This is a genomic window from Bacillus hominis (assembly GCF_018332515.1).
GTDB classification, from domain to species: domain Bacteria; phylum Bacillota; class Bacilli; order Bacillales; family Bacillaceae_G; genus Bacillus_A; species Bacillus_A hominis.
The window spans coordinates 59,471-76,217 of record NZ_BOQD01000007.1 but is presented as its reverse complement, the minus strand read 5'-3'; the positions used below and the strand labels follow the sequence as shown (position 1 = coordinate 76,217).

The 16,747-nt window shown below is 37.8% G+C and carries 16 protein-coding genes; all 16 read right to left on the bottom strand.

Features of this window, described 5'->3' with window-relative positions; genetic code table 11:
• Positions 1 to 8: 8 nt before the first annotated feature.
• On the bottom strand, positions 9 to 2,087 hold the full coding sequence (topA, locus tag KI356_RS01535; protein WP_128281191.1) for a type I DNA topoisomerase: 2,079 nt from the start codon (positions 2,085 to 2,087) through the stop codon (positions 9 to 11).
• A 144-nt stretch (positions 2,088 to 2,231) separates the two neighbouring features.
• On the bottom strand, positions 2,232 to 3,101 hold the full coding sequence (dprA, locus tag KI356_RS01530; protein ID WP_128281190.1) for a DNA-processing protein DprA: 870 nt from the start codon (positions 3,099 to 3,101) through the stop codon (positions 2,232 to 2,234).
• 87 nt (positions 3,102 to 3,188) lie between these two features.
• Entirely contained in the window at positions 3,189 to 4,091 is a 903-nt protein-coding gene (gene sucD / locus KI356_RS01525) for a succinate--CoA ligase subunit alpha (RefSeq protein WP_000115186.1), read from the bottom strand.
• A gap of 19 nt (positions 4,092 to 4,110) precedes the next feature.
• The gene (gene sucC, locus KI356_RS01520) at positions 4,111 to 5,271 is read right to left on the bottom strand and encodes an ADP-forming succinate--CoA ligase subunit beta (RefSeq protein WP_002121788.1); all 1,161 of its coding nucleotides are present in this window, start codon (positions 5,269 to 5,271) and stop codon (positions 4,111 to 4,113) included.
• Positions 5,272 to 5,464: 193 nt separating this feature from the next.
• The gene (rnhB, locus tag KI356_RS01515; protein ID WP_128281189.1) at positions 5,465 to 6,238 is read right to left on the bottom strand and encodes a ribonuclease HII; all 774 of its coding nucleotides are present in this window, start codon (positions 6,236 to 6,238) and stop codon (positions 5,465 to 5,467) included.
• A gap of 55 nt (positions 6,239 to 6,293) precedes the next feature.
• Positions 6,294 to 7,184: a ribosome biogenesis GTPase YlqF gene (gene ylqF / locus KI356_RS01510; protein WP_002121793.1), complete on the bottom strand. Its 891-nt coding sequence runs from the start codon at positions 7,182 to 7,184 to the stop codon at positions 6,294 to 6,296.
• Positions 7,185 to 7,204: 20 nt separating this feature from the next.
• The gene (lepB, locus tag KI356_RS01505; RefSeq protein ID WP_025148333.1) at positions 7,205 to 7,756 is read right to left on the bottom strand and encodes a signal peptidase I; all 552 of its coding nucleotides are present in this window, start codon (positions 7,754 to 7,756) and stop codon (positions 7,205 to 7,207) included.
• 100 nt (positions 7,757 to 7,856) lie between these two features.
• Positions 7,857 to 8,201, bottom strand: a complete 345-nt coding sequence (gene rplS, locus KI356_RS01500) for a 50S ribosomal protein L19 (RefSeq protein ID WP_002014524.1) — start codon at positions 8,199 to 8,201, stop codon at positions 7,857 to 7,859.
• A gap of 146 nt (positions 8,202 to 8,347) precedes the next feature.
• Positions 8,348 to 9,082, bottom strand: coding sequence for a tRNA (guanosine(37)-N1)-methyltransferase TrmD (gene trmD, locus KI356_RS01495; protein ID WP_002014522.1), 735 nt, complete (start codon positions 9,080 to 9,082; stop codon positions 8,348 to 8,350).
• Positions 9,082 to 9,597 carry a ribosome maturation factor RimM gene (gene rimM / locus KI356_RS01490; RefSeq protein ID WP_033711967.1) on the bottom strand — a complete coding sequence of 172 codons (516 nt, stop codon included), beginning with the start codon at positions 9,595 to 9,597 and terminating at the stop codon, positions 9,082 to 9,084. The genes trmD and rimM overlap by 1 nt, the downstream gene beginning before the upstream one ends.
• Before the next feature lie 121 nt (positions 9,598 to 9,718).
• Positions 9,719 to 9,946, bottom strand: a complete 228-nt coding sequence (locus tag KI356_RS01485) for a KH domain-containing protein (protein ID WP_002088196.1) — start codon at positions 9,944 to 9,946, stop codon at positions 9,719 to 9,721.
• Between the two features lie 14 nt (positions 9,947 to 9,960).
• Complete coding sequence (gene rpsP / locus KI356_RS01480) at positions 9,961 to 10,233, bottom strand: 30S ribosomal protein S16 (RefSeq protein ID WP_000268750.1); 273 nt, start codon at positions 10,231 to 10,233, stop codon at positions 9,961 to 9,963.
• 100 nt (positions 10,234 to 10,333) lie between these two features.
• On the bottom strand, positions 10,334 to 11,683 hold the full coding sequence (gene ffh / locus KI356_RS01475; RefSeq protein WP_002111383.1) for a signal recognition particle protein: 1,350 nt from the start codon (positions 11,681 to 11,683) through the stop codon (positions 10,334 to 10,336).
• 12 nt (positions 11,684 to 11,695) lie between these two features.
• On the bottom strand, positions 11,696 to 12,028 hold the full coding sequence (locus KI356_RS01470) for a putative DNA-binding protein (protein WP_000891061.1): 333 nt from the start codon (positions 12,026 to 12,028) through the stop codon (positions 11,696 to 11,698).
• A gap of 133 nt (positions 12,029 to 12,161) precedes the next feature.
• Positions 12,162 to 13,151 carry a signal recognition particle-docking protein FtsY gene (ftsY, locus tag KI356_RS01465; RefSeq protein ID WP_000007653.1) on the bottom strand — a complete coding sequence of 330 codons (990 nt, stop codon included), beginning with the start codon at positions 13,149 to 13,151 and terminating at the stop codon, positions 12,162 to 12,164.
• Positions 13,152 to 13,165: 14 nt separating this feature from the next.
• Positions 13,166 to 16,735: a chromosome segregation protein SMC gene (gene smc / locus KI356_RS01460; RefSeq protein WP_212934625.1), complete on the bottom strand. Its 3,570-nt coding sequence runs from the start codon at positions 16,733 to 16,735 to the stop codon at positions 13,166 to 13,168.
• Positions 16,736 to 16,747: the final 12 nt, after the last annotated feature.

The following is a 16,747-nucleotide window of genomic DNA, read 5'->3' as shown; positions in this document are numbered from 1 at the left end:
AGTTACGCTCACATTTGTTGTTCTTCTTCATAATCACACGAAATACATTGTACTTGCACGCCTTTTTTCAACTTTTTCTCTACGAGCATACCTTCACACTTCGGACATTTACGACCAATCGGCTTATCCCAAGATACAAAGTCACATTCTGGATACGTACCGCATCCGTAGAAAAGACGTTTCTTTTTATTACTACGGCGTTCAATAATTTGTCCTTTATCACACTTCGGACAAGTAACACCGATTTCTTTTACAATCGGTTTTGTATTACGACATTCTGGGAAATTTGAACAAGCCATAAACTTCCCATATTTACCCATTTTAAAGACCATCGGGTGACTACATAATTCACAGTCTTCCCCAGCTGGTTCATCTTTAATTTCCACTTCACGCATTTCTTTTTCCGCTTTTTCTAAGCGCGGTTCAAATTCTACGTAGAAATCATCAACAATTTTCACCCAATTCGCATTTCCTTCTTCTACTTCATCAAGGCTTTGCTCCATATTGGCAGTAAATTCAATGTTAATAATCTCTGGGAAAAACTCTAAAATAAGTTCGATTACTATTCCACCAAGCTCAGTCGGAACGAAGCGTTTATTATCTAAAGCAACGTATCCACGTTTTTGGATTGTTTCAAGTGTCGGTACATAAGTAGACGGTCTCCCAATTCCAAGCTCTTCAAGTGTCCTTACTAGACGAGCCTCTGTATAACGTGGCGGAGGCTGTGTATAATGTTGCTTCGGTTCTATATCTTTTGAAAATACAGTTTCACCTACTTCTAACGGTGGCAACATCTTATCCTTTTCTTCCGCACCATCATCTTTCGACTCTACGTACACTTTCATAAATCCTGGGAACTTTACAACTGATCCACTTGCACGGAACTGAACATTGTTATTAATGAGTCTCGCTGTAACAGTATCCATTATAGCAGATGCCATTTGACTTGCAACAAATCGCTCCCAAATCAGTTTATACAAACGGAGTTGATCACGACTTAAGAAACTTTTTAGTTCCTCTGGCTTTCTCATTACCGAAGTAGGACGAATCGCCTCATGCGCATCTTGTGCTTTCGACTTTTTCGTTTCTTTCTTCTTCTCTGTTCCTATGTATTCCGCACCAAACGCCTCAGTAATGTAATCACGAGCCTCTGTTTGAGCTGTTTCTGAGATACGTGTTGAATCGGTTCTCATATACGTAATAAGACCTACAGTCCCTTGTTTTCCAAGATCTATCCCTTCATACAGTTGCTGTGCAAGCATCATTGTTTTCTTTGCTCGCATATTTAACTTACGCGCTGCCTCTTGTTGTAAGGAAGATGTTGTAAACGGTAATGCAGGGTTACGCTTTCGCTCTTTTCGCGTTACATTTTCAACCGAAAACGCATTGTCTTTCATCTTTTCGATTATTTCGTTTACTTGTGCTTCGTTCGTTAATTGAACTTTTTCACCATCTACACCGTAAAAGCTTGCTTCAAATGTGTCTTTCCCTTTCACAAATTCTGTTTTAATTGTCCAGAATTCTTCAGGTTCAAAGCTTTGAATTTCTCTTTCACGTTCGATGATTAAACGAACTGCTACAGATTGTACGCGTCCTGCACTTAATCCTTTTTTTACTTTCTTCCATAATAAAGGACTAATATTGTAGCCAACAAGACGATCGAGTATACGCCTTGCCTGTTGTGCATCTACTAAATCCATATTAATTGCACGAGGGTATTTAAATGATTCTTTTATTGCATCTTTTGTAATCTCATTAAATACAACTCGGCAATCTGATTCAACGTCCACATTTAACGTATTTGCTAAATGCCAAGCAATCGCTTCTCCTTCACGATCCGGATCGGCCGCGAGATAGACTTTCTTTGCTTTTTTTGCCGCTGATTTTAAATCTTTTAAAACGGGACCCTTACCACGAATGGTAATATACTTCGGGGTGAAGTTATTCTTTACTTCTATCCCCATTTGGCTTTTAGGTAAATCGCGGACATGTCCCATGGACGCGACGACTTTGTATTTTTTCCCTAAATATTTTTCAATGGTCTTCGCCTTAGAAGGCGACTCCACGATTACGAGGTAATCTGACATGCTAGTGCCTCCTTAAGAGGTGGATTCAAGTCTTCATCAATCTTATTGATTTCTCTTGTTTTTGTCAATCAAGAATGAATATACCATACAGCGACAATCTACCATTTGTCAATAATTGTTTAATAAAAACATAAAAATATAAGGTTAATTTAAAATTTCTTCAAGGATATCCTTTGCATTTCTTACTAGCTTTGCGCCTTGTTGAATTAGATGATTCGTTCCCGCTGCACTCTCTATAAATATAGGACCAGGAAGTGCAAACACCTCTCTATTTTGTTCTAACGCAAGCTCTGCGGTAATAAGGGATCCACTTCTCGCTTTTGCTTCTACAACTAAAACACCTTTACTTATACCGCTAATAATTCGATTTCTTTTTGGAAAATACCATTTTTTCGGCGCATAATGCGGCGGATACTCTGTCAATAACAATATATAGTCTTTCCACATGTCATATAAACCTCTATTCTCCTTTGGATACATGTAAGATAATCCGTGTCCTAATATTGCGATAGTCGGGCAATGCTGCCTTACTGTAACCTCGTGAGCAATTGTATCTATCCCTCTTGCAAATCCACTAACAATAAGCCATTCTTTTTCAAGTAAAGGGTGTAAGATAAACCTCATACTCTCCTTTCCATATAAAGACGGCTCTCTCGTTCCAACAATTGCTAATTTATTTACTTTATTTAGAAAACCTCTTTCTCCTTTTCCGTATAAAACAAAAGGGGGATCTTGTATTTCTCGCAGTAATTGTGGATAGTCCTTATCCCATATTGTTATATAAAATATTCTCTTTTTTTCTAACTCGGATACATATTGTTGGAGGTTTGAAATTTGAAGAAAATTCACTAGTTCTAAAGATTTTTTCGAGGATATTCCAGTGTAATATTCAAACTGATTCGGACTATAAGTGTATATTCCCTTCAGTTCTGGATCAACATATAGTAGCCTCTCCATCGCCTTCCAATGATCTGCCAATATGTAATGAAGATGCAATAATCGTTCTCTTTTCATCTTAATTCTCCTTACCCATAATTTTTATTATGTAAACAGAAAAAAGTGTAAAAAGGCACCTCGAATAAGGAGGTGCCTTTCAAAAGATTAGTAGTTTTTACAAGTCTCAAATAATCCCTTTTCTTTTAAAACAGAGATTAATGTTTCACCCATAACAGCTGGTGTTTCTGCTACTTTAATACCACAAGCTTCCATTGTTTTAATCTTTTCAGCAGCAGTTCCTTTGCCGCCAGAAATGATTGCCCCAGCATGGCCCATACGTTTTCCTTCTGGCGCTGTTTGACCACCAATGAAGCCTACAACCGGTTTTGTCATATTAGCTTGTACCCACTCAGCTGCCTCTTCTTCTGCCGTACCGCCGATTTCACCAATCATAATTACAGCATGCGTTTCTTCATCTTCATTAAATGCTTTTAACGCATCAATAAAGTCTGTACCGTTAACAGGATCCCCACCAATACCTACAGCAGTAGATTGGCCAATACCTTCTTGTGTTAACTGATGTACAGCTTCATACGTTAATGTACCGGAGCGAGATACGATACCAACGTGACCTTTTTTGTGAATATATCCTGGCATAATACCAATTTTACATTCGTCAGGTGTAATAACACCAGGGCAGTTTGGTCCAAGTAAACGTGTATGTTTACCCGCCATATATCTCTTAACGTTTACCATATCTAATACAGGGATTCCTTCAGTAATACATACTACTAAATCAATCTTTGCATCAACAGCTTCCATAATTGCATCAGCCGCAAAAGCGGGTGGAACGTATACAACTGAAGCGTTTGCGCCTGTTGCTTTCACAGCATCTTCTACTGTATCAAATACTGGTACACCTTCAATATCAGTGCCACCTTTACCTGGTGTTACACCACCGACAATTTTCGTACCGTATTCAATCATTTGCTTTGTATGGAATAATCCTTGAGAACCTGTAATACCTTGAACAATAACTTTTGTATCTTTATTAACTAATACGCTCATTTTTCTCCCCCGCTTTCTATTAGCCCACTAGTGAAACAATTTTTTGTGCACCGTCTGCCATAGATTCTGCTGCAACAATATTTAAACCAGACTCATTTAAAATTTTCTTTCCTAACTCTACGTTTGTACCTTCAAGACGTACAACTAAAGGCAACTCAAGACCTACCTGCTTCGTTGCTTCAATAACACCTTCTGCGATAACATCACACTTCATAATGCCACCAAAAATGTTAACGAAGATACCTTTTACATTTTTATCAGAAAGGATAATTTTGAATGCTTCTGTAACTTTTTCAGCTGTTGCGCCGCCACCAACATCTAAGAAGTTAGCTGGGTCACCATGGTAATGTTTAATGATATCCATTGTAGCCATTGCTAAACCTGCACCATTAACCATACAACCGATATTTCCATCTAAAGGAATGTAGTTTAAGTCATATTTAGAAGCTTCAATTTCTTTTGAATCTTCTTCTTCAAGATCACGAAGTTCTAAAATATCTTTATTGCGATATAACGCATTAGAATCAAAGTTTAATTTTGCATCTAACGCCATAACTTTACCGTCACCTGTTGTAACAAGTGGATTAATCTCAGCGATAGAGCAATCTTTTTCGATAAACGCACTGTATAAGCCCATCATAAACTTCACAGCTTGTCCTACAAGTTCTTTTGGAATATTGATGTTAAATGCGATTCGACGCGCTTGGAAACCTTGTAAACCTACTGCTGGATCAATATATTCTTTAAAGATTTTTTCAGGCGTTTTTTCTGCCACTTCTTCAATTTCTGTTCCACCTTCTTCAGATGCCATTAAAACAACTTGAGAAGTTGCACGATCTAATACAAGACCTACATAATATTCTTTTTTAATATCGCAACCTTCTTCGATAAGTAAGCGTTTTACTTCCTTACCTTCAGGACCTGTTTGATGCGTCACAAGTGTAGTTCCTAAAATGCTTTCTGCATATGTACGAACTTCTTCTAAATTTTTCGCAACTTTTACACCGCCAGCTTTGCCGCGTCCACCAGCGTGAATTTGCGCTTTAACTACACATACGTCCGTTCCTAACTCTTTCGCTGCTTCTACAGCTTCTTCTACTGTAAATGCAACCTTCCCGTTCGGAACGCTAACCCCATAGCTTCTAAGGACTGCCTTACCTTGGTACTCATGGATATTCATGGTCCCATCCTCCCCTGTTTTCCTGTTTTACTCAAAAAGTTTTTTAATGTTTAAAAAACATTACATTGCCATTGTATAAGATGATTGGCACGCTGTCTACAATAAAGTGTCAGAAAACTGAAATCGCTTTATTCTTTTTCGAAAATAATAATGTTTATATACCAAAATAAAAAATAAGCTGTGAATATACAGCTTATTTTTGAATCATATCTTTAATTGGCGCGAATGATTTTCGATGTTCCTCTAATACTCCATGTACTTCAATCGCTTCTAAATGCTGTTTCGTCCCATATCCCATATGTTGTTCAAATCCATATGCAGGATACTTTCCTCCTAACTCTTTCATCATACGATCTCTCGTGACTTTCGCAATAATAGATGCAGCTGAAATCGAGACACTTTTCGCATCACCTTTAATGATTGATGTTTGCGGAATTGATGTGGGAAGCTTCATCGCATCGATTAATAAATATTGTGGTGTACATGATAAATTAGCAACGGCATCCAACATCGCTTGCTTCGTCGCTTGATAAATATTTATTTCATCAATAACTTGTGGTGATACAATTCCCACTCCAATCGCAATTGCATGCTCTTTAATTTCATCATAAAAACGCTCACGTTTCGCTTCACTTAATTTTTTCGAGTCATTTAATCCTGGAATATAAAAATCTTCTGGAAGGACGACAGCCGCCGTCACAACCGGTCCTGCTAACGGCCCACGGCCCACTTCATCAATGCCAGCAATGTATGTGAGGCCTTTTTTACGTAACTCATTTTCGTACTTTGACATTTCTAGAAATTTTTCTCTTTCTTTTTGCGCTAACTCTTTTTGTTTATACCACTTCAAAATTAGTTTTTGAACACCTTTTCGCTCATCTTTCACTAACATTTGAAAACGCTCGTCTTCTTCACTCATAATTTCTTGTAGAAAACATTCCGCTTCTTGAATAGTCATTTTTTGCATCCATCTACACTCCTTTTAAACGTAACCAAAAAGAAAAGACGTACAAACGCACGTCTTATACTTCTTCTACTTTTTCTACATCTTCTACCTGCTCTGCGAACTCTTCTGGTGTTTCAAACGTCATTTTTCCAAATCTTCCACCACGAAGCTCACGAAGTATAAGCTCAGATGTTTTATCATAATCAATCATTCCGCCGCCCATTAAGCAACCTCTATTTTTTCCAATTGCATCAAATAACTCCACAATTTCTTCTGGAATGTCATTTAAATTATATCGCTCTTTTAAACGTTCTGGATAATGTTCTTCCATAAAACGTAACGCATAAATAGCTACATCCTGTAGATTTAATATAGAATCTTTAATTGCACCCGTCGTCGCTAAACGAAGACCAACTAATTGATCTTCAAATTTAGGCCACAAAATACCTGGTGTATCTAATAATTCCATTTCTTTCCCAACTTTAATCCACTGCTGGGCTGTTGTCACACCAGGACGATCTCCTGTTTTTGCTATATTCTTCTTCGCTAATTTATTAATCAGTGTAGATTTACCAACGTTTGGAATACCTACAATTAAAGCACGAATTGCTCTTGGTCTAATGCCTTTAGCAACCATTTTATCGAATTTTTCTTTGACAAGAACTTTACAAGCTGCTGCAATTTCTTTCATACCTTGTCCAGCTTGCGCATTAATTGAAATTGCCTTTTGACCTCTTTCATCAAAATATGCGATCCACTGCTTTGTAAGACGATCATCCGCCATATCCGCTTTATTTAAAACAACAAGCCTTGGTTTATGCGTAATAATTTCATCAATCATTGGATTACGAGAAGATAAAGGTAATCGAGCATCTACAAGCTCAATTACAACATCAATTAACTTTAATTTTTCTGTTACTTGGCGTCTAGCCTTTGCCATATGCCCTGGGAACCATTGAATTACCATGTTGCCACCTTCTTTTTCTTTTATTTCACAATACGTGCATCTTTTAACGGCCAATATAGCATATTTGCTTTACCAATCACTTGGTCCATTGAAATTGTGCCAATCGAACGGCTATCTTTACTAAAACGACGATTATCGCCTAAAACAAATAATTGACCTTCTGGAACAGTTTTCTTTCCTGTCATTTCTTCAAGAGTAAAATCATATGTAAGCGGTCCGTCAGCAAGTTGCTTTTTCTGCTTATCTAAATACGGCTCCTCATAAGGTTTCCCGTTAACATATAGTTTATCATTACGGTATTCGATTTCGTCGCCTGGCAGGCCAATAATACGCTTAATATAATCTTTTTCTTCCGTCGCTCGGAATACAATAATATCAAAGCGTTTCGGATCACCTATGTGATAGCCAATTTTATTAACAATCATTCGATCACGGTCATGTAAAGTCGGCGACATCGATACACCATCTACGAGAATTGGGGCAAAGAAAAACTGTCTAATTACGCCCGCTAATACAATAGCAATCAAAATTGCTTTGATCCATTCCCAAAGTGAGCTCTTCTCTTTCTTCATGCTTTCCCCTCCATAGTTATGTAAGCTGCTCGTATTATACCAAAATTTCATATAGATTGGAAAAAGGGAGCTTGTGTATTTACAAGCTCCCATACATGTCTTATCGAATTTCTTTAATACGTGCTTTTTTACCGCGAAGGTTACGTAAGTAGTATAACTTAGCACGACGTACTTTACCACGGCGAAGTACTTCGATGTTCGCGATTCTTGGCGTGTGAACTGGGAATGTACGCTCAACACCTACACCGTAAGAAATCTTACGAACTGTGAATGTTTCACTGATTCCGCCACCACGACGTTTAATTACAACACCTTCGAAAAGCTGAATTCTTTCACGAGTTCCCTCAACTACTTTTACGTGTACACGTAAAGTGTCTCCAGGACGGAATGAAGGAAGGTCAGTTTTTAATTGGCCTTTTGTGATTTCTGTGATTAATTGTTGCATATTAAATTCTCTCCTTTAAACAGATGCTCTTATAAAGTCTTATTAAATTACAGCGGAACATCGTTAATACGGCTACTGATTTCAGTAGCACAAATGTTATAATAGCATATTGCTAGGACTGTTGCAATAGAAAATATATCAAGCCCTTATCGGTCTTCTTTAATCTGTTCCAGCCATTTCTCTTCTTGCTTAGATAATTCTCGTTCTTCCAGTAAATCCGGTCTACGTGTGTACGTACGACGCAAGGACTCTTTATGGCGCCACTCATCAATGTTTTTATGATTTCCTGACATTAGTACATCTGGTACCTTCATACCACGAAAATCAGCAGGACGTGTATAATGTGGGTGCTCTAACAAACCTGTACTAAAAGAGTCTTCCACTTGTGATGTTTGATTCCCAAGTACTCCTGGCAAAAGACGTACAACACTGTCAGTGACTACCATAGAAGCCAATTCTCCACCCGTTAATACGTAATCCCCAATAGAAATCTCATCTGTTACAAGATGCTCACGAATTCGTTCATCGTATCCTTCATAATGGCCACATACAAAAATAACATGCTCTTCTCCAGCAAGCTCTTCTGCCTTCTTCTGCGTGAAACGCTCTCCTTGTGGACACATTAAGACGATTCTCGGCTTACGGTCTGTTTCCTTCGTTAACTCTTCTACTGCATCAAAGATAGGCTGCGGGGTTAATACCATACCAGCGCCCCCACCATACGGATAATCATCTACACTATTATGCTTACTAGTTGTATACTCACGGAAATTGACAACACGAAGCTCTACCGCTTCTTTTTCTTGTGCTTTCTTTAAAATTGAAGACCCAAATACACCTGTAAACATATCTGGAAACAATGTTAAAATGTCAATTTTCATTATAGTAGCCCTTCCATTACATGAATGGTTACTAATTTATTTTCAATGTTAACTTGAAGTACAACGTCATCAATATAAGGAATTAACAGATCTTGACCCTTTGGACGTTTAATCACCCAAACATCATTCGCACCAGGAGATAGAATCTCTTTGATTGTCCCTAACGCTTCTCCTTCTTCCGTTACAACGTTGCAACCAATAATTTCATGGTAGTAGTATTCACCTTCAGCTAGTTCACCTAACTGCTCTTCTGGTACTTTAATTAAAGAACCTTTAAACTTCTCTACTTCATCTACATTGTTGTATCCTTCAAGTGTTAATAAATCAAATGTCTTATGTTGACGATGAGAAGTTACCTTCACTGTAAGATAGTCTGTACCTTTCTCATCCCATATGTATAACGTGTTCCCTACTTTATATCGCTCTTCTGGAAAATCAGTACGAGAAATAACACGAATTTCTCCTTTTACGCCATGAGTATTTACAATTTTCCCTACGTTAAACCATTTTGTCATAAATAGTATGTCACCCCTGGTTTCTATATAAATTAAGCATTTCCATTTTATATATGGAACATGCAATTTCTCTTTAAATGTTAAAAAAGGGAGAGGAAATAACTCCTCGCCCTTTTTACGTTTATTGAATTTCCAGTGTGACGTTCTCATCATTATGATGTCCCACTGAATACAAGAGCATTCGAATCGCTTTCGCAACTTTCCCTTGCTTTCCAATGACTTTTCCAACATCCTCAGGATGTACAGTTAATCGATACTTTATTTCTCCGTTGCAAAGTTCCTGTGTAACTTTTACATCTCCAGGATGATCCACAAGAGGTTTAACAATTGTCTCGACTAACATTTTCATTGTCATTGCCTCAATTACTTACCTTGTTTAGATAAGTGGAATTTCTCCATGATACCTTGGTTAGAGAAAAGGTTACGAACTGTATCAGATGGTTTAGCACCATTTCCTAACCATTTTAATGCTGCTTCTTCGTTGATCTTAACTTCCGCTGGTTGAGCAACCGGATTGTAAGTACCGATTTCCTCAATGAAACGTCCGTCACGAGGAGAACGAGAATCTGCAACAACTACACGATAGAAAGGAGTTTTTTTAGCTCCCATACGTTTTAAACGAATTTTAACTGCCATTTATAAAGCACCTCCGAATTTATTTCACACAGATAATTATATTAGCAAAAAGACTATTGCTTTGTAAAGTATTTTTTCTTAACAGAGCCATCTTTTTTCCTTACATGAATGGAAACTTCAATCCACCTAGTCCTTTTTTCTTACCTTTTTGCATTCCCGTCATCGTCTTCATCATTTTTTTCATATCATCAAATTGCTTGATTAGACGATTGATTTCTTGTACTGTTGTACCGCTACCTTTGGCAATGCGCTTTTTACGACTAGCATTGATTATTTCCGGTTGTTCTCGTTCTACTTTAGTCATAGAACGAATAATTGCCTCAATATGCCCAATTTGTTTTTCATCAACTTGTGCATTTTTCAGCCCTTTAATTTTATTTGCACCAGGAAGCATTCCTAACAATTCGTCAAGCGGTCCAAGTTGACGCACTTGTCCAAGTTGTTCTAGGAAATCGTCAAGCGTAAACGAAAGCGTACGCATTTTTTGCTCAAGTTCTTTTGCTTTCTCTTCATCAACTGTAGCTTGCGCTTTTTCAATTAATGTTAAGACGTCGCCCATCCCTAAAATACGGGATGCCATACGTTCTGGATGGAACGCTTCAATTGCATCTAGTTTTTCACCCATACCAGCAAATTTAATTGGTGTATTTGTTACAGCCTTAATAGATAATGCCGCACCACCGCGCGTATCACCATCTAATTTCGTTAATACAACACCAGTTAATCCTAACTGTTCATGGAAACTTTGTGCTACATTTACCGCGTCTTGTCCTGTCATCGCATCGACAACAAGGAAAATTTCATCCGGTTTCGCAACTTCTTTGACTTTCGCTAATTCATCCATTAGTTCTTCATCAATATGCAGGCGACCCGCTGTATCGATTAAAACATAATCGTGATGATCTTCTTTTGCTTTCGCAATCGCTTGTTTCGCAATTTCAACCGGACTTACTTGATCTCCTAAGGAGAAAACAGGCATGTCCAATTGCTTCCCTAATGTTTCAAGCTGTTTAATCGCTGCTGGACGGTAAATATCCGCTGCAACAAGCATCGGTTTACGATTATGCTTTTTACGAAGCAAATTCGCAAGCTTACCTGTCGTCGTTGTTTTACCCGCACCTTGCAGACCAACCATCATTATAACAGTAGGTGGCTTATTAGCAACAGCAATTTTGCTTTGCTCTCCGCCCATAAGTTCTGTAAGTTCTTCCTGTACGATTTTAATTACTTGTTGTCCAGGTGTCAAACTTTTCATTACATCTTGTCCGACAGCACGCTCAGACACACGCTTTATAAAATCTTTTACTACTTTAAAGTTAACATCCGCTTCTAAAAGAGCTAGACGAACTTCTCTCATCATTTCTTTCACATCGGCTTCAGAAACTTTTCCTTTGCCGCGGATTTTTTGCATTGTCTGTTGAAGTCGGTCGGCTAATCCTTCAAATGCCATATTGCCGCCCTCCTAATCTAATTTTTCGATAGCTTCAACAACTTGTTTCATTTCTTCATTCACATGCTCTTCTTCGCTGATTAGCTGTTTTAGCTTTGCAACAAGTCGCTGTCGCTCTTGAAACTTTTGAAGTAATACTAATTTATCTTCATATTCTTCAAGCATCGCTTCAGTCCGTTTAATGTTATCATACACGGCTTGGCGACTTACATCAAATTCTTCCGCAATTTCACCAAGAGATAAATCATCTAGATAATAAAGCGACATGTAACTTCTTTGTTTTTGCGTTAACAACGATTGATAAAAATCAAATAAATAGTTCATTCTCGTTGTTTTCTCGAGCATGTTGGATCATCCTTTGTTAAGTGATTTCCCTTTACATCAATTAGTTTACATGGAGTATAAAAGAGTGTCAAGTTTTTTTCTTAACATCACATATTTTTTATGCAAAAAGAAGCGGGGATACCGCTTCTTTCACTTACACTTCTTCTGTTTCTACTAAGTTCGCAAACAAACCATAAACATATTGTTCTGGATCAAACTGCTGCAGATCATCCATTTGCTCTCCTAGCCCAACAAATTTCACCGGAACATCCATTTCGTTACGAATCGCTAAGACGATACCACCTTTAGCAGTTCCATCTAACTTGGTTAAAACAATACCAGTAACATTCGTTGCTTCACGGAATGTTTTCGCTTGGCTTAAACCATTTTGTCCTGTTGTTGCATCAATAACAAGTAATACTTCATGAGGAGCCCCTGGTACTTCACGCTCAATTACGCGCTTCACTTTCTCTAACTCTTTCATTAAGTTTACTTTATTTTGTAAGCGTCCTGCTGTATCACATAGCAATACATCCACTTTACGGGCCTTTGCCGCTTGTACAGCATCATACATAACCGCCGCTGGGTCAGATCCTGATCCTTGTTTAATTACTTCTACACCAACACGATCGCCCCATACTTCTAATTGTTCAATCGCCCCAGCACGGAATGTATCTCCTGCCGCCAATAGGACAGACTTACCTTCTGATTTAAATTTATGTGCAAGCTTACCAATCGTCGTCGTTTTCCCTACACCATTAACACCAACAAATAAAACTACTGTTAATTGATCCTCTTGTATATTAACTTCATTACTAAAGTCGCTGTCACCTTTGTAAATTCCCACTAGCTTTTCAGAAATAACAGCCTGTACTTCTTTCGGATCTTGAATGTTACGACGTTGTACTTCTTCTTTCAACTGATCAATTAATTCCATCACTGTCGAAACTCCGACATCCGCACTAATTAAAATTTCTTCTAATTCCTCAAAGAAATCTTCGTCTATTTTACGGTAACGGTACACTAAGTCATTTACTTTATCAGCAAATGAATTTCTCGTTTTTTCTAATCCTTGTTTAAACTTCTCTGTTACCGTATCCGTTTGCTTTGAAATTTTTTCTTTTAATTTTTTAAAAAAGCTCATACTTCCCATCCTTCCTATCTACTTGCAACAAGTTCTTCACCATCATCTAAACGAACAGAAACAAGCTTCGACACCCCTGATTCTTGCATTGTTACACCGTATAATACATCAGACTCTTCCATTGTACCTTTTCGATGTGTAATTACAATAAACTGCGTTTCATCACTAAATTTCTTTAAATACTGCGCAAAACGAGCAACGTTTGCCTCATCAAGAGCTGCTTCTACTTCATCTAGCACACAGAATGGAACTGGGCGTACTTTTAAAATACCAAATAAGAGCGCAATTGCAGTTAAAGCACGCTCTCCCCCTGAAAGTAAACCTAAGTTTTGTAGTTTCTTCCCTGGTGGTTGCGCTACAATGTCAATACCAGTATTTAGTAAATCTTCTGGATTTGTCATTACTAAATCCGCTCTACCGCCCCCGAATAATTCAGAGAATACAGATTGAAACTCTGTTCGAATTCCTTCAAACGTAGTAGAAAAGCGTTTTTTCATCTCTTCATCCATTTCCGTAATAAGTTGATGCAATGTCGATTTCGCTTCTTCTAGGTCATCTTTTTGCTCTAATAAGAATGTATGGCGCTCTGCTACACGTTCATATTCATCAATTGCCCCTAAATTTACTGCGCCTAACTCTTCGATGGATAGTTTAATTAGTTTTACCTTTTTACGTGCATCTTCTGCAGGCATCATCATTGTATACTTAAGTTTTGCTGCTTCAAATGAAATCGTATATGTTTCACGTAAATGTTGCAATCTATTTTCCAGCTCTACATCAAGTCGGTTAATTTTCACTTCTTGATCTTTCAGCATTTCAAGAATATATTTATGTTTACCCATTGTTTCTTTCGCACCGCGCTCTAAATGCTCGACTCTTTCTTGCAATGACACGCGTTGTTCACGGCGAGAACGAATTAACTCCGAAGTTTGATTACGATCATACGCTTTCTTCTCAATCATATTCGTAATTTGTTCTTCGCCACTTGAATTAGATGTCATCTCTTGCTTTAAGAACGCTAAATCTTCTTTCGTTTTTACAAGCGTCGCATCAGTCTCTTCTTTTTCCTTCGTCAATCGTTCGACTTTTTCTTTTTGATTAGACAAACGTTGTTGTTGTTCAGCAGCTTGTACTTTTAGCTCCGTCATTTCCTTCTGAACTTTTTCTTTTGAAGAATGTTGTTCACTTTTTTGTTTCGTTAAAACGACGATTTTGCTATCTAATTCCCCAATCTCCGCTTGAAGAGTCGCTAAAATCTTTTCTAACTCTTCTTTACGCCCTTGCATTTTTACTTGGTCTTGTAAAAATCCTTCAATCTCTAAATCGTAAATCGATAAACGATCATTAATACGATGTTCATCTAATTCTAAACGATTAATTTCTTCTCTTAGCTTCTGTTCATCTACACGTTCGGTCTCTACACCTTGGCGTAGCTCTCGTATTTGTAGTTCTTTTTCTTGAATCTCTTGCTTTACTGCTTTAACAAAGTTTTCTAGCTTCGTTGTTTTTTCTTCCATGTCAGTTAGTTTTTTAGTCCACTCTTCCAGTTCACGTTGACGTCCCAATAAAGAGGATTTCGCCTGTTTTACAGCTCCCCCCGTCATAGAACCACCCGGATTCACTACATCACCTTCGAGTGTTACAATACGATAGCGGTATTGCAGTTGTTTCGCTAACTCATTTGCTCCGCGTAAATCTTTCGCAACAACAACAGTACCTAATAGGCTTGAAACTACATTCTCATATTTATTGTTGTACTGCACAAGTTCTGCCGCTACACCGACAAATGCTGGGTGTTGATTCACAATGCGTAATTGTTCAAATGATAACGATCTACTTTTAATAACAGCTTGAGGTAAAAACGTTGCACGGCCATGTTTATTTTGCTTTAAAAATGTAATTGCATTACGAGCATGTTCTTCTGTTTGTACTACGATATGTTGCATCGCTGCCCCAAGGGCAATTTCCATTGCGATTTCATATTCTTTCGGCACAGTCAGAAGTTCTGCAACAGCTCCCTCAATACCTTGTAGCCTATTTTCTCTAGCCTTTAATACTTCACGTACCCCTTGATAGAAGCCAGAATAGTCCTCTTGCATCTCTTCTAACATTTCTTTCCGAGAGCGCGCCTGTTGGACAAATTGATACGCTTGATACAGTTTCGTTTCATTTTCACTATACTGTGACTTACATTTCCCAAGCGCCGTTTCTGTCTTCTGTATGTTAGAAATAATGCCAGCTATTTTCTCTCTCGCTTGCTCATAACTTTCTACAAGTTTCGCTTTTTTCGCTGTAATTTCCACACGCAGCTGTACATACTTTTCATTTTCTTCATCAAGTCGTTCGTTTTTAGAGTTTTGCTGTTTTGATTGTTCTTCAATCATAGATAATTCATTACGAAGACTTGCTTGTTGATTTAAAAGTTCAATATAGTCACCTTTTAAATTCTCAATTTGTTCCTCTAAATTCTCAGCAAAAGTCGCCAGTAATTGTTCATTATCATGCAATTTCTTCTCTAATTCTTTTACTTGATTCACAAATTGCATTAATGCTTCTGTACTTGTTTCAATTTCGCCATCATAACTTGTAGCTTTCTCTGTTAACTCAACAATTAGCTTTTCAAGCTGCGCACAATGTGTCGTTGCATTTTTCTTTCTTTCCTTTAACAGCTCGCGCTGCCCTTCTAGTTTTTCTAGTTCTTTACTAGACAGCAGGAGAACTTCTTGTAAGGAATTTACAGATTCATCAACGGCTTGTAGTTGCCCGCGTAATTCCTCAAGCTCTTCTTCACTTTTTTGTAAGTTCACCGACATTTTAGATTCTTCATCTTTATTATGCCCAAATTGATTTCGAAGCGCTTCCCACTTTTCATGTAATTCTTCAATTTCATGTACAATAAGCGCAGCTTCTACTTTCTCTAATTCTTCTTTTTTCTCAAGATAATCTTTCGCAATAGAAGCTTGTCTTTCTAGTGGTTCTACTTGACTACTTAATTCGTGAATAATATCTTGTACACGATTTAAGTTTTCTTGTGTTTCCGCCAATTTCCCTTCAGCTTTCTTTTTACGAAGTTTGTATTTCAGCACACCCGCAGCTTCTTCAAATACACCACGACGTTCTTCTGATTTACTACTCAAAATCTCTTCGACTTTCCCCTGGCTAATAATTGAAAAAGCTTCTCTTCCCATACCAGAGTCCATAAATAAATCAATAATATCTTTCAATCTACAAGATTGTTTATTAATATAAAAATCACTATCACCCGAACGAGATACACGACGCGTTACACACACCTCGTTATACTCAATCGGTAAGCGTTGGTCTTCATTATTTAAAGTTAATGTAACTTCAGCAACATTAACCGCTCTTCTCGTATCACTGCCGGCAAAAATAATATCCTCCATCTTTGCACCGCGTAATGACTTTGCAGATTGTTCACCAAGTACCCAGCGAATCGCATCAGTAATATTACTTTTTCCGCTCCCGTTAGGTCCTACTACAGAAGTTACACCTGGAACAAAATCGACAGATACACGCTCAGCAAAAGATTTAAATCCCGCTATTTCTAATCTTTTTAAAAACACGAAAGGCCTTCC